Source organism: Stenotrophomonas sp. 278 (genome assembly GCF_003935715.1).
GTDB classification, from domain to species: Bacteria; Pseudomonadota; Gammaproteobacteria; order Xanthomonadales; family Xanthomonadaceae; genus Stenotrophomonas; species Stenotrophomonas maltophilia_AH.
The window spans coordinates 1-14,379 of the sequence record NZ_RHPP01000035.1 but is presented as its reverse complement, the minus strand read 5'-3'; the positions used below and the strand labels follow the sequence as shown (position 1 = coordinate 14,379).

Genomic DNA, 14,379 nt, shown 5'->3' with positions numbered 1-14,379 from the left:
GATCTGATCATTCAAGGCTCGAGCGCAGCAAATTCTGCGCCCGAGCTCGGTGTCAGCTAATCAGTGATCTTCGTCCTTTCCTACTGCGACGGTGCTTGGCTTGGCTATGCGGCCAGCAAAGGTGGGAAGCACCAGCAACGTGAGGATGGTCGCGGTGAGCAAGCCACCGATAACGACGGTAGCGAGCGGCTTCTGGACTTCTGCACCCGAACCGCTGGCGATCGCCATGGGGATGAAGCCGACAATGGCCACCAGCGCAGTGGTGAGCACGGCGCGGATACGACTCGCTGCGCCATTGAGGGACGCCACCAACGGTGCATCGCCTGCATCAAGCCGCTCCCGGATGGCTTGCATCAGCACCAGGCCGTTCAGCGTGGCGACGCCGGACACCGCAATGAACCCCACGGCTGCGGACACCGAGAACGGCATGCCCCTCAGCAGCAAAGCCAGGATTCCGCCCACCAGCGCCAGCGGTACGCAGCTGAACACAAGAATGGCTTCTTTGGCGCTGCGCAGTGCCATGAACAGCAGAGCACCAATCAACAGGAACACGACAGGAACCACTGCCGCCAGTCGCTTCTCTGCCCGCTGCAGGTTCTCGAACTGCCCGCCCCAGGTGAGATAGGAACCTGCAGGAAGCTTCACGTCCGCTACCGCCGTCTGCGCTTCGCCAACAAACCCACCCAGGTCACGCCCACGGACGTTGGCTTGCACCACGACTCGACGGCTGCCGTTGTTTCGACTGATCTGATTTGGTCCTTCGCTTATGGTGATCCGAGCGACGGACGAAAGCGGTATCACCGCACCAGAGGGTGTGGCAATGGGCAACGAGCTAAGCTGGTCCGGATCATTGCGTGCCGCGTCATCCAGACGCACCACCACGTCAAAGCGGCGATCACCCTCGAAGATCTTTCCCGCAGCAGTGCCGCCGATGCCAGTCGACAGAGCATCGCTCACGTCCGCTGCGGTCAACCCGTATTGCGCGGCTGCCAGATGGTCGATCTTGACGTTCAGGGTTGGCAGGCCGGAGATCTGCTCGACCCGCACGTCCGCGGAGCCTTGGACGCCACGCAGTTTGAGCGCCACCTGGTCTGCGACCTTCTGCAACTCACCGAAGTCATCACCGTAGATCATCACGGCAAGATCGGTACGCACACCGGAGATGAGCTCGTTGAAGCGCAGCTCAATGGGTTGACTGAACTCGAAACTGTTGCCGAGCTGCTTCGACGCCACGGACTCGAACCGCCCCACCAGCTCATCCTTGGAAAGCTTCGGATCCGGCCATGCGCTTCTGGGCTTCAGCACAATCACGCTGTCGGAAATGTTGGTGGGCATCGGGTCGATGGCCGCCTCCGCAGTACCAGTCCGGGAGAACACCGTCTCCACTTCCGGCTCCTTCGCAATGGCCTTCTCTAGTGCCAACTGCATGGCCAGGGACTGCTCCAACGAGGTGGAGGGAACCCGCAGCGCCTGCATGGCCAAGTTGCCCTCATCCAGCGTGGGCATGAACTCGCGCCCCAGCATCATGAACGAGGTCACGCCTACCGCTAGTGTCAGTACCGCGCCTCCGAGCACCACGCGCGGCATGGCGACAGCACGCTCGATCACAGGCTCGATTCGGGTGCGCAGCACCTTGATTAGCTTGGTCTCGTGCTCGCCGTGATGGAGCTCTTCGCCGGGCTTCATCTTCGGCTCGCGCACCCACAGGGCGGTCAAGGCCGGCACCAGGGTAAAGGAGAAGATGAAGGCACCCAAGAGCGCCAGCATGAAGGTGGCCGCCATCGGCTGGAAGGTTTTTCCTTCGACGCCTTCGAGGGTCATGATCGGCAGGAAGACCAACAGAATGATCAACTGACCAAAAGCCGCCGGTCGCGCCATCTTCTTGGCCGATTCCGTGGCTATCTTCATCCGTTCCATGGCCGTCAGCGGCCTGCCCAGTTCGGCGCGGCGCTGCCCCAGCATCAGAAGCGTGGATTCAATAACAATCACTGCGCCATCCACGAGGATACCGAAGTCCAACGCACCCAGGCTCATCAGGTTGCCGCTGATCCCGAACCGGTTCATGCCGATCACGGCAAACAGGAACGACAGCGGAATGACGAGCGCCGTAATAGTCGCCGCGCGCAGGTTGCCCAGCAGCAGGAACAGCACCACCACGACCAGCAGCGCACCTTCGGTCAGGTTCTTGGCAACGGTCTTGATGGTCGAATTGACGAGCTGGCTACGGTCGAGCACTGGCACCGCAAAGATGTTGGGCGGAAGCGACTTGTTCACCTCGACCAATCGGTCCGCTGCGGACTGCGCCACCGTGCGGCTGTTGCCGCCGGCGATCATCAGCGCCGTGCCCAGCACGGCCTCATGTCCGTTGCGGCTTGCGGCACCCAGTCGCGGTGCGCGGCTGAGTTCGACGTCGGCAACGTCGGCGACGCGGATCACCACCCCGTCCTTGGTCGCCACGGGTGACTGCGCCAGGTCGCTGGTCGTCAACGCCAGACCATCGGCGCGGACCACGAGGCCTTCGCCTGCACGCTGGACGAAGCCTGCACCGGCCTGCACGTTCGACCGCTCCAGTGCCTGGACGAGGTCGTTCAACCCCAATCCGTAAGCCGCCAGGCGTGCGCTGTCCGGATGGACCCCGTACTCCTTCACGTAGCCGCCCACGGTATCCACGCCGGCAAGGCCGGGGCTGGAACGCATCTGCGGGGCGATGATCCAGTCCTGCACGGTACGCAGGTAGGTGGCACGCTCTTCGGCGGTAGTGAGCCTGTTACCCTCCGGCGTGAGGTAGACCTCGCCCTCCTGCCAGCCTGCCTGCCCCTTGGGTGCCAGGTTCTTCGGATCGTAGTCGGTGAAGTCCACCGTCCACATGAGAACCTCACCCAGGCCGGTGGTCACCGGTGACAGGACCGGGGACACACCTTCGGGCAGGCTGTCCGCCGCTTCGCGCATGCGTTCGGCCACCTGCTGGCGCGCGAAGTAGATGTCGGTCTGGTCGGTGAAGATCGCCGTGACCTGCGAGAAGCCGTTGCGCGACAGCGAGCGTGTGGTGTTCAGCCCCGGGATGCCGGCCAACGCGGTCTCAAGCGGGTACGTCACCTGCCGCTCGATCTGCTCAGGGGTGAGCGCCGGCGCGATCGAGTTGATCTGCACCTGTCTGTTGGTTATGTCCGGTACCGCGTCAATGGGCAATTTGCTCAGCTGGAACAAGCCCCAGCTGGCCACCATCGCGGCAAGGAACACCACCAACCAGCGGAAACGGACCGCTGATTCTATGATGATAGTGAACATATATGGATTCCTTAGTGGCCGTGCTCGGCTTCACCCTTGGCCAGTTCGGCCTTGAGCAGGAAGGCATTGGTACCGACGATGCGCTCGGTGCCATTGAGGCCGTTGACGATTTCGACGCTGCCGCCGGCACGACGCCCGACCATGACCGGGGTAGCCTTGAAGCCTTCCGGGGTTTCGACGAACACCACGCTGTTGCCGTCCACCGTCTGCACGGCGTCGGCCGGGACGCTCAGCGAATCTGCGTCTCCGTCAGCCACCACGAGCGCCGAAATCGGTGATCCGGCAGGCGGCAACGCCGCCGTCAGGGGCTTCGCGCGGATGACCGTGGTACCACCCTGCTGGCGAATGTCAGCGGCCACGCCAGTGACTTCTGCCTGGAATGCCCCGGTCGGTGCGGTCACTTCCAGCTTCATGCCGGCGGCGACCTGTGAGGCCAATGCGGGAGGTGCGGTAAACACCAGTTCGTTCATGTCCGGGTTCGAGACGTCTGCCACCACGCTGCCCGCCGACACCACTCCACCCGGCGTGACCTGCACGTTGCCGACCACCCCCGAAACCGGGCTGGTAATGCTCACCCGGCCGGAACTGTCGGGCGAGCCGTTGGCTGCGGCTTGGGCACGGGCCGCTGCAGCGGCTGCCTCCGCAGCAATCGAGCGCGCGCGAGACGTCTCCATCTCTTGGCGTGCAACGACACCTTGCTCAACCAGTGCCTTGTCGCGGCCGTACACCAGGCGGGCGACTTCGGCCTCCGCGCCCGCCGAGACGGCCGCCGCGCGGAAGGTGGCGGCGTCGCCGCTGACCACGACAGCAAGTGTCTGGTTGGCCTTGACCTGTGAGCCCGGCGCAACCAGCACTCGCTCCACGCGGCCGGTCACCGTCGCGGCCACCGATGCGCGCGCCCCGATCGAGGGCTCTACGCGTCCGGCAATGCGCGTGGAAGCGCCGCCACCACGCCCCACGGCGATTACGCCCACTCCTGATGCCTTGATCTGGTCGGCCGTCAGTTGGACCACACCCTCCGGTGCCTCTTCTTCTGCGTGCGCGCCAGGGGCTTCCCCGGCATGGTCATCGGCGGGCTTGGCACCGTCCTCGCCTTCACCTTCACCCTCCGCATGACCGTGGCCGTCTTCATTGGCCGACGCGTCCTTCTCTGTGGTGGGGGCTTCACTAGAACCTTGGCAGGCGGTCAAGCCACCAGTAAGGACCAGGGCAGACAGCAGCAGCGCGCCGACGAGAATGGGATTACGAGGCTTGTTCATTTCTGCTCCAGAAAGGGGGCGCGTCCTTCGAGACGGGCAAGTTCAATTTCGGCGGCCACGCGCGCGAGCCTTGCGTCAACGGCGGAGGCCCGCGCGGCGATCAACGTCGAACGCGTGCTGCGCAGTTCCAATTGGGATATCCGGCCGGCTTCAAAGCCGATGCGAGCAAGGCGGTAGGCCTCTTCACCGGCCGTGACGCTTTCGTCAGCGGCACGCGTTCGGCTGTTGGATGCCTTCAATGACGCAATCGCGGAAACCCGATTTGCTTCACTCTCGCGCTTCTGCTGTTCAAGACGAGCATCAGCGGCTCGCTGCTCGGCGTATGCCGCACGAATGCCGCCGCTGTTCCGGTCGAAGAGTGGGATTGAGAGACTCACGCCGATGTTGTACGCACGCTCGCCTGCCTGGCGGAAGTTTGTCTGCGCCACGGTTGCGCTCAGGTCGGGAAGCGCGCGCTTGCGCTCCACGTCCACGAGCCTGCCCGCCGTCGCCGCTTCTGCCTCTGCGATCCGGACCGCCAATGCCGCACGAGCGTCGCCGGTAGGCATGGGCGGGGCGCGATCCAGGAGGCTTTCACTTATTGCGTCAACCGACGCATCCAGCTGTGCTGCACCGGCCAACCGAGCAAGGGCCGCGTCCCGGAACGCCAAGGCTTCATCCAGAGCCGCTTTGGCGTTGGACACTTCACTCTGCGCCTGCACTGCCCGGAGCTGAGGCTCGCGACCTTGCTGGACCATGGCGCTCGTGGCGGCGGCATCTTCCTGAATCAGCTGGAGTGCCTCGTTGGCTAGATCATAGCGTCGCAGTGCGCTTTCGGCCTGTGCGTAGGTCGTTGCGAGCAGTGCGGCCACTTCGCTCCGACTCAGCTCGCTACGCAGTCCCGCAGCCTGGGCTTCGCTTTGTGCCGCACGCACACGTGCACCGCGCTGGCCAAACAACTCCAGCGGCTGAGAAAGGGTGATGATCGAATCAGCGTTGCTGGTACCACGGTACGCGCCAGTACCTTGGGCATTCTCAAGGTCGTAAGAAACCGTGGGGTTCTTAAGCGCACGGGCCTGTTGAACACGCGCATCGGCGGCTTCAGACAATGCGACGCCTTGAATGGTGCCAGACAACTGATCAAGACGACCCAGCAGGTCGTCATAGGAGGGAGAAGCTTGCGCGGCGGCAGGCCCCGCCGGCGCGAGCGCCAGCAGGACAGCCACGAACAGCCCGGCCGCATGCAGCGGCCGACGTGTGGAGGTCGACATGTAGAGTTTTCCAGAGATGAAAAGAAACCAGATCCCGCAATGTGCGGGTCAAGCTCTGATCAGCCCTGGGGTGGGCGCGTTAGCCCGTCTAGAACAACCGCATCGCCATTAGCGCCGGTATGAGCGTTCCAAACCGCCGGAAGCGTCAACTGCGGCGGGGTCGCGGCTTCCAAAGGAAGGCTGGCACTGGCATGGTGGCAGTGGCCGTGGCTACATCCGGCCCCCGGGACCTCATGGTCCGACTTCCCATCCAAGTCCCCAGCCGCATCCTGCGGGGCACTGGCCGCTGAATGCGGCTCAGCCGAGCACGCCAACGCGTCGGAAATAGGAACGACCACGAACGCCGCCATCAGCAGCATCAGTAGAACGAACCCAATTTTCCGGGAGACGTGGCGCATTTTCAAAGGCTATCAACCACTTGAGAGGGGATACAATAACAATCGGCGGCGATACGCCATTAGCACGGAGCTATTCACTTCTGGGACAGCTTCCGTGCTCTACCGCCGCGGTTTAAGCGGCTGTGGCGTGAGACCCATCACATGGCCGCTATGGCGATCCAGGTCACCCCTGCGTTGGTGAGCGTCATGAATACGGCAGCCGAACCCATGTCTTTGGCTCGCCCGGCCAGCTCATGGTACTCAGGCCCGTACCGCTCTATGACCGCCTCGACGGCTGAGTTAAGCAGTTCTGCTGCCAAAACGATCAACAGCGAGCCTATAAGCAGTACGAGCTCAACTGGCGAATCGGCAATCCAGAAGGCTGCCGGAGCGAGCAGCAGCGCCATGACCGCCTCTAGCCGAAACGAGGACTCATGCAGCCAAGCTGCCCGTATTCCAAGAAGAGACCACCGAAAAGCCTTCATAACCCCCAGAGGGCCGCGAGGTTTGTGGCCGTAAATGTCAGCCATGTTCATCTCCCAGAACTTCAGCAATCTTTGACGTTCCGGACCTCTTCGACTGGCCGGATGTGGGCGTCTCGGTCTCCGCATTCGGCTTCTCGCATCTCCCGAACAGGTTTAGACCTTCGTCCCGGACCTCTGTCTGAACCTCCATAAGGCCAAGCACCGAATGAAACAGGTTGTCGTGACTAATGGAGCTGCCGGCTTGCGCCCGTAGACAGGACGGGTCGATTCCGCGTTCGCGCTGAATGCCCTCGGACAACCACACCACCATTGGGACTTTGACCTGAGTTGCCGGGGCGATCGCATAAGGGAGTCCGTGAAGATATAGATTTCCTTCTCCCAGCGATTCGCCATGGTCTGATACGTAGATCATCGCGGTGTCGTGTGAAGTGTCCGCAGCCAGCATGTCAATAGCTTTAGCGAGGAAGTCATCAGTGGCGACAATTGCGTTGTCGTATGCGTTGACGATCTCCTCTCGAGTGCACTTGCCAAGATCAGCACTGCGGCAGTCGGGGGTGAACGTCCTGAACTCTTCGCCGTATCGCTTGAAGTAGGCCGGTCCATGGTTCCCCAGCTGGTGCAGGACTACCACGACATCACCGGGGTTGTCGTCAATGGCGCCATGAAGTCCACTCAACATCACTTCGTCACGGCACGCTTGGTTCGTGCACAAGGGATGATCAGGCGGCTCCCTATACGATTCGAATGCAAGATCCGCGCAGACGCCTTTGCAGCCGGACTGATTGTCGCGCCAGAGAGTCTTAACGCCCGCCCGCTCCAGCACATGCAGAAGCGACTCGGACCGCTTGATCTTGTCCCGGTCATAACTGCGCCTCCCATACACGGAAAACATGCAAGGGACGGAAACCTCGGTATTAGATCCGCAGGCGGTCACGTCCACGTAATTGACCACATCACGCCTGGCCAACATTGGCGTCGTCTGACGCGCATACCCACTCAGGCCCCAGTTCTGCGCGCGGACAGTCTCGCCTACAACGATCACAAGTAGATGAGGCTTGGAACCAATCGGATGAGGGTCCAATCGGGCATCCTCGGCCACTTTGGACAGCGGTCCGCGTGGTGCGCGCCGATCCTGTTGTAGGACGCGGATGCTGGATACGATGTAGTTCTCAGGCGTAATCAAGTACCGCGCGGACTTATTGTTGCGCATCAGCGATGAGAGATCGTCGAACTGCGACATAACTGCGCCACTAGTGATGACCAAGGTGGCGACAACCAGTAGCACCCTCTTCACCAGCAGGCGAAGGATGCTGCTCTCCTTACGAATTCGAATCCAGACAACTACGAGTAACGGCGGCGCGCTCTTTAAGAGCATCGCGCCTGCAAACCCCCAAGTCATTAGCTCGCCTGCTTCCGCAGTGTCCGTCCTGAAGACGTTACGCACCATGCTCGCATCAAAGAAGATGCCGTAGTTGTCCGAATAGTAGGCGGCGGCGGCGGATGCCGGAATCATCACCAGCAGGATAGGCTTGAGCGTCCAACGCCACCCGAGCAAGGACAAGAGCAACACATGGAGTCCGGTGATGAACACTAGCGCGGTGCTCATTACCAGCGCCTGCGCAGTTCCTTCGTGGTTCGAGGCTCCAAGAATGAACCGAACGAACGCGTTGTTGAAGACCACCGTGAAGTAGAGAGAGACGGCGATGATCAGCCATGTCTGACCGACTTCTGGGCGATTGCGCCACCATGAAGCGCTCTTCATTCGAGGCCTCCAGTTGGCTGCGCAGGAGGAACCTGAAGAGCAGGAAGACCGGCCCCGAGCGCACTATACGCACAGGCCATGAACGTGGACATGGATATACCCGGAATATCAAAGGTGCAGCAGCGGGTACCGCGCGCAGGCGGATCCGGAGCAAGAGTGCCTGGTCACCCAGCGACTCCAATGGTCGCAACGCACGATTCGAAGAGCAGCAGACGAGCTGCCAGTCATGCGGGGAGACGCGGCGGTTCATTCGCTCACAAAATGAGCAAAGGAATCGCTGTCAGCCCCTGGGGGGACGGATCAAACCGTCGAGCCTATCCGACGGAAGGTTTCCGGCGGTCACAAGTGTCATTGGCTCATCCGCCACCACAACATCTCTTAGCGGAAAGAGGAAAGGCGGATGAAGCGCGCCACCATGATGACAGTGTCCGTGTGCCGAAAGCTGATCCTTCTTCTGATCAGACGGCTTCGGCACTTCCTGCGAGGAGCCCTCATCCATCTGGTCGCTGCATGTCATGGCCTCGACCGTCGGCACCACTAGGCACACCGCAAGAAGCAGTGCAGCCAAGAACCGAATGATAGAAGCAAGACGTCGATGCATTAGCTAAATGATCAGCCGTTGGCGGGAGACGGACCTTGGCGGCCGTCCGTGTGTGCGCATTGTCTACGATAAGAAATAAAAAAACACCAAGGTCTGTGGTCCTTGTCGTTCAGCTATCCGTCCATCCTCACTTATTTATGACATTTTTCGCACACAGGGTCTGTCTGGCGGCTCTGAACGAGGGGTTACGTACGCTCGAGTTCAACATTCTTACGACACCGTTCTTACTTTGATTGTTTTTGGTCAGCCACACCGAAGCTATCCTCCAGCAGGCAGAGGAGATCAGACTTCACGGCGGCCACCGTTGACATCGCCGCTGACGTCTAGATCGGTGCAGCCCGTACACCGTGCAGGAGATTGAGTACTGCCTCCGTGGCCACTCCCACTCACGGGGTTTGCTACAGCCTAGCTCAACCGTCTGCGCAGAGCGGATGTAATGAAGCTGCAGGCAGTCCCAGACTACCTGACTACTAAGCTAGGTTGAACGCACCTCTTTCGTCCTTGAGCGTCCTAAGAGCCAGGGCGGCGGCACCTTCTGGCCTTGCGCTGCTTGTCGGTTCCCAGGCTGAGCGGCGATGCGGAATTGCGCCGTGGAACCAAGGCGTGTTGCAATCTAGATCCTGATTTCAGTCGGTGGTGTAGACAATGACAGCCTTCAGCAAAGAAGTGCGCATGCAGCTCGATCGAGAATTCGCTGCTCAGGGCATCCCACTTTACGCGCGCCCCCGTGAACTCGACTTAGGTGGCGCAGAGGGAAACGTCGGGCACGCCGGTCAACATCGTCGCCGGGAGCAAAAGAATGGACGTGACACATGATTCGGTCTACTCGACAACACTTCCTGAAGATGAATGTGGTCGTCAGCTCACGCCAAACGCTGCTTCGAGGCGCAACATCTTAGGTGTTCCCGTGGCCGGCCCCATCGTTGGCCTCGAGCGAGCCATGCCCTCTAATGTACGCCTCTTGACTCTTTAACGATTCATGGCCGAGTTGGCTTGCAACCACCGCTGCTACATCGCTGAACGTGCCATTGACCCCTATTCGTCGCCGCCGCTCGACTTCCCGAGCCATTGCCCGATTCGCAAATGCGCGTCTCCAAGAGTGAATGCCGACTCCTGGCGGGAGCCCTAACGCCTTGCGTGCATTTGAAAAAACCTTAGTGATACCAGCGGCGGTCAGCGGAGTGCCGCGCTTTGCGCTCAAGAAGACCTTCACTGAGCTTGTGCCAGTGCGGCGAACGATCTCCGAACGCGGGCCTCGTATGTATGCGCCGATCCTAGTCGCTAACGTGCTGCTTATACTGAATGAAAGTGTGTACCCAAACTTCTGCTCTGGAGGAGTGACCAAGATATGTTCGGAATCGAGCACTTCTGCAGAGAACTGGTCGACAGAAAGTGACGCGATTGAGCCGCGCCTCCAGCCGGTGCTCAAGGCGATATCCAAAAGCAGAGCGTTCCTTAGTGCGACACCTTGAGAGTACTTGCTGTAGAAATGCTCGACCATCCTTGCACGGTCCGCATCATCCGGGATGTGATAGCGGTTGTGCTTACTACGCTCTCCAGCGAAGCGAAACGTACATGGAAAGTCTGATCGTGACCGCTGCTTGCCCGGTTCGTTCAGAGTGCTTATAAACTGGCATCTAGACGGTCCTAGCAACGCTAGGCCCTCTCCGTAACTCGAACACTGGAGCCACGCGTAGAGCCGGTAGATGGACCTGACGATCTGATTTATGCTCCTCTTCCTCGCTTGGGAGTCGCCGAATGCGCCTCCACTTTGGCGCAAGTATTTGTGACTTGCAAAGTCAATGAGTTCTGCATCCGAAGCGTGCAGTAGGTTCACATTCTGCTGCTCTAGGTATGAAATCCACATCTTCAGTGCATACGCTCTAAGCTCTACTGTTGCAGGCCGAAGGCGCTGCCTGTCGACACAGTCGATGAGGTAATCCAAGCAAGGCCAACTAGTTCGGCCATCGGACCCTGACAGATGCCAGTACGCATCAGATCGAGAGAGTCTCGGTCCATTTGTAATGAGTGTCATCGGACCTCCAGACGTCGCTCAAGCAACTGGATCTGGCTTTTCAGTCGCCGGATTTCGCGCTGCTGGCTTACCAGTTCAGAGTTTCGGATATTTAACAATTTAAGAAGAACTTGAGCCTGCTCTTTGTTGCTTGCACTTGCTTGCTTAACTTTCGAAGCACATACGGAGCGGGCCTTTAGGAGCGCGATTATGGAGCTGGCTGAGGCCTTCAGATCCTGATTGGCGTCAAGGGTGTCGTTTCCGATTCTCGCTATCGACGGTAGCTGTAGCCTGAGGTCCTCGCTGTTGAGTAAGCCGTCCCACGCTTTGAACTGCCGCAGAGTAGTTGGGAAGTACTCTGCGAGTCCTGTTGTGGGGTGCTTCGGCACTCCGTGCATGATCCAGCCACTCAGAATGTTGATCTTTATTTGAATGTTGTGCCTAGCGCGATCTCTTCGCTGGATTGAAATATGAGTCATTGGGCCGATTCCCCTTGTGGTGAGACATGCCGCAATAGCCATTGAAGGTGCTCAATCTGCCGGTTCAGGTAACCCGCCTGGACCGAGCCCTCTGCGGCCTGGCTCCTGGCGGCCTCCATAGACGTCTTGATCAGCGAGACCGACTTGTAATAGGCCGGAGATGTGAAGTGGAACGGGCAAGAGAAGCACAAGGCGGGCGAGGCGTGCTCATGATGTAGTCTCCCTCGTTCTCTACAGTTCCCTATAGATGATCGCCGCCGGGTCGAATGGCACTGTCCGAATGGCATGGGCCTCAGTACATGCTCATTTGACCTTAGCCGATCGGCGATCAGAGCAGCTGCATTATCTCCTTCCGTCAATGCGTCTACCATTTGTCGGTAGAGTGCCCGGACGAACTTCACAAATCCGCCCGCCGCGCCCGTGCCGGCCAGAATAGAGTGGATAGATTCCACAAGGATTTCGTACGAAACGTCTTGAAGTTCGCGGCAGGGAAACGCAGATTTGTCTATTGGATGGAATAGCCGCCTCTCAACATCTGGGAAGAAGTAGCCAGTGTCCCCCGTGACGTAGTGGATTGTGTTTGAGATTGTGGTGTGGCGGAGGTGCTGTTGGAGACTGAGTAGATCTGACTGCTCAAACCTGTAGTAGTAAAGGAGTGCGAAGCATCGCCGCAGGCTATGCGGTGCCAAGTTGGCAACCGTGCAACGCTCTCCGGCGACCTCGAAAAAGCTGTTCAGGGTGCGCGTTCGTTTTGTGTCCGATGTGGGTGAGAAGTGCGGCCTCTTGCTGTCTGGAAGGCTCGACTCGCTTCTACGAGCTAGTGCGAAGATGCTCTCAGGCGTCTCGCTGACACTCTCTCCTTGGCCTAGGTGCGCTCTGAGGCTAAGCAGAGCTTGGTACGCGCGGACAGTAAGCGCGTTGACATAGAAATCCTCTCTGCAGAAGCGCGTCTTCTCTATGTAGAATGACATCTTAGCTATGAGCAAGTCTTCGTCCAGAACGATGAGCGAGTCTGTCCGCAATCCGGTCGTCGGATGACAGACCTCTCCAGACCGACGTCCATTCATTGCGCAGATGATAATGAAGGCTGCGCCTTGTACTGCTGCAATTAGCTGGTCTACACATAGCTCCTCTGGGTTTCGTCCGTGTGATCCGGACCAAAGCCATCGGACGATAGGCCGTGAGAGCAGAGTCTCGATCGCTTCTCTTGCGGAGCTGGTCTCCAGAGCGCGTTGGGCAACCCTCCGATGCCGCGAGCGACGGTTAGCTGTGAATGGTTCATTGAGGAGCTCGATTAGCAGCGGCAGAACTTCATCAATGACGAATGTCGCGGACTTCATCAATGATCCTGCGTCGGTCACAGTGAGAACACCAGTCTTTGCGGAACTACGTCTGGCGAGACGGCTTGCCATACGATTTGAGTTCCGGGAAATGCGAAAACTGGGTTTATCACAATCCTCTTGGACTGAATGCCACTGATTAATGAATGCAATCGTGTTTCGTAGCACGTTTTTGCTTGGTGGAAGATAATTTCCGTCCGTTGATGCCCACTTTCGGCTGTATCGTGCGCCAACTATGTCCTGCAGCATCATGCGAACTTCCCTGGGCACAGGAACACCACCTCCCCAACCCAATCGGGGTCGCCAGTAGCCTTGATTGATCGCATTGATGCAGCGTGCGCCGCCCTCAGAGTGAAAGTGAAACGCCAGTTCCGTGTCATCCTCGTTGAAAAGAGATGCCGCGCTTGTCCATCGCGATACTATCCCCAGCGAGTGCGGCCACCCGAGCTCTGCAAAGCTCGCCATCATCTCACTGAGTTGATCTTGCGTCGCTCGGCTAAGCCTATCGGTGCCCTGGGGTGCTAGCCAGTCATAGACGTTTCTTAGTAGGTAGATCTGTCGCGTGATCGATCGCCTGTCTGGTATGAAGCTGCGGCGGCTGGAGATGACGTTCTGCGTGAAGCAGAGTGCGGCTCGACGGGCTGGCTCTTCGTTATACAGGGATGTGGCCGCCGCCGGGTCTCTGGCAGATCTAAAATGGATCTGGCTCAAATCTAAGGACCACAAATCTGCGCCTGATTGGTGCAAGAGCAGTGATCCTTGCAGACGCAGTTGACGTGCTTGGTCGAGATCATAGTCACTTGTCTCTTCACAAGAGGCTGGTGCGGAGCGGTTCGCTTTGGTGGAGTTCATTTCCACATCCCTTCGGGCAGAAGATCTGGACGCAGGTCTCGGATTGCTTCAAGCATGACGTGAATATGCACGATCCGTGGCAGGTGGATATCCCAAAATCGGTCGGGTTGCTGATCTGCGAGTGCCTGCCAGCATTCTCTGTAAGAGTGGAGAGTTCTTAGCGCATCTGCCACGGACTCTTTCGTAGGGCGAAGGGTATAGTTTTCACAGGTCGTCCCGATGTGGCATCCCATTCCGTCGCACGGGGTCATACCTCCTGCAAAGCGGCTTTTTGAAGAATCGCGGCAGTGTCCGCCGTCACCCGTGGAGAAGGTTTGTGGCGGAGGCTGATTGCTGGAGAGCAACTCCTTCTCAAGAAGATGCTGAAATCTGAGGATATTAGACTCGTTTAGCTTGAATATTACGGTGGATCGGAGGTAAGTATCGATGCTGGAGAAGGACTGGTGTCCTAGAATCAGACGTACCTGATCTAGGTCTCGGTGCTTAACGTACGCAATGGAGACACGAAGGCTGCGGAGATCCTTCAGTCGAAAAGGAGTGAGATGGGTTCTACCCCGATATCACGGACGGTTCTAAAAGAGCTGCAACCTTCTGATCCTGCTTGGCGACCCTTCTGCGCATCCTAGGGTTGTGGCGTCGCTCGATGTAGTCAAACACATCCGCTCGTGCCGC

Annotated in this window: 6 protein-coding genes and 1 pseudogene; all 7 read right to left on the bottom strand. The window is 59.1% G+C overall.

The window, feature by feature from the left end; genetic code table 11:
* Nucleotides 1–60: 60 nt before the first annotated feature.
* Nucleotides 61–3,288 carry a CusA/CzcA family heavy metal efflux RND transporter gene (locus EGJ34_RS08120; protein WP_125359992.1) on the bottom strand — a complete coding sequence of 1,076 codons (3,228 nt, stop codon included), beginning with the start codon at nucleotides 3,286–3,288 and terminating at the stop codon, nucleotides 61–63.
* Between the two features lie 11 nt (nucleotides 3,289–3,299).
* The gene (locus EGJ34_RS08115) at nucleotides 3,300–4,547 is read right to left on the bottom strand and encodes an efflux RND transporter periplasmic adaptor subunit (protein WP_125359991.1); all 1,248 of its coding nucleotides are present in this window, start codon (nucleotides 4,545–4,547) and stop codon (nucleotides 3,300–3,302) included.
* On the bottom strand, nucleotides 4,544–5,797 hold the full coding sequence (locus tag EGJ34_RS08110; RefSeq protein ID WP_125359990.1) for a TolC family protein: 1,254 nt from the start codon (nucleotides 5,795–5,797) through the stop codon (nucleotides 4,544–4,546). The genes EGJ34_RS08115 and EGJ34_RS08110 overlap by 4 nt, the downstream gene beginning before the upstream one ends.
* 535 nt (nucleotides 5,798–6,332) lie before the next feature.
* On the bottom strand, nucleotides 6,333–6,704 hold the full coding sequence (locus EGJ34_RS08105) for a diacylglycerol kinase (RefSeq protein WP_125359989.1): 372 nt from the start codon (nucleotides 6,702–6,704) through the stop codon (nucleotides 6,333–6,335).
* Complete coding sequence (locus EGJ34_RS08100) at nucleotides 6,697–8,421, bottom strand: phosphoethanolamine--lipid A transferase (RefSeq protein WP_125359988.1); 1,725 nt, start codon at nucleotides 8,419–8,421, stop codon at nucleotides 6,697–6,699. The genes EGJ34_RS08105 and EGJ34_RS08100 overlap by 8 nt, the downstream gene beginning before the upstream one ends.
* A gap of 2,632 nt (nucleotides 8,422–11,053) precedes the next feature.
* Nucleotides 11,054–11,515, bottom strand: a complete 462-nt coding sequence (locus EGJ34_RS08090; RefSeq protein WP_125359986.1) for a hypothetical protein — start codon at nucleotides 11,513–11,515, stop codon at nucleotides 11,054–11,056.
* A 2,741-nt stretch (nucleotides 11,516–14,256) separates the two neighbouring features.
* Nucleotides 14,257–14,379: pseudogene (locus EGJ34_RS08085) on the bottom strand (IS3 family transposase); the annotation flags it as partial.

Coding starts and splice junctions, on each gene's coding strand:
- EGJ34_RS08120 (WP_125359992.1), bottom strand. CDS start 3,288: ATGTTCACTATCATCATAGAATCAGCGGTCCGTTTCCGCTGGTTGGTG.
- EGJ34_RS08090 (WP_125359986.1), bottom strand. CDS start 11,515: ATGACTCATATTTCAATCCAGCGAAGAGATCGCGCTAGGCACAACATT.
- EGJ34_RS08105 (WP_125359989.1), bottom strand. CDS start 6,704: ATGGCTGACATTTACGGCCACAAACCTCGCGGCCCTCTGGGGGTTATG.
- EGJ34_RS08115 (WP_125359991.1), bottom strand. CDS start 4,547: ATGAACAAGCCTCGTAATCCCATTCTCGTCGGCGCGCTGCTGCTGTCT.
- EGJ34_RS08100 (WP_125359988.1), bottom strand. CDS start 8,421: ATGAAGAGCGCTTCATGGTGGCGCAATCGCCCAGAAGTCGGTCAGACA.
- EGJ34_RS08110 (WP_125359990.1), bottom strand. CDS start 5,797: ATGTCGACCTCCACACGTCGGCCGCTGCATGCGGCCGGGCTGTTCGTG.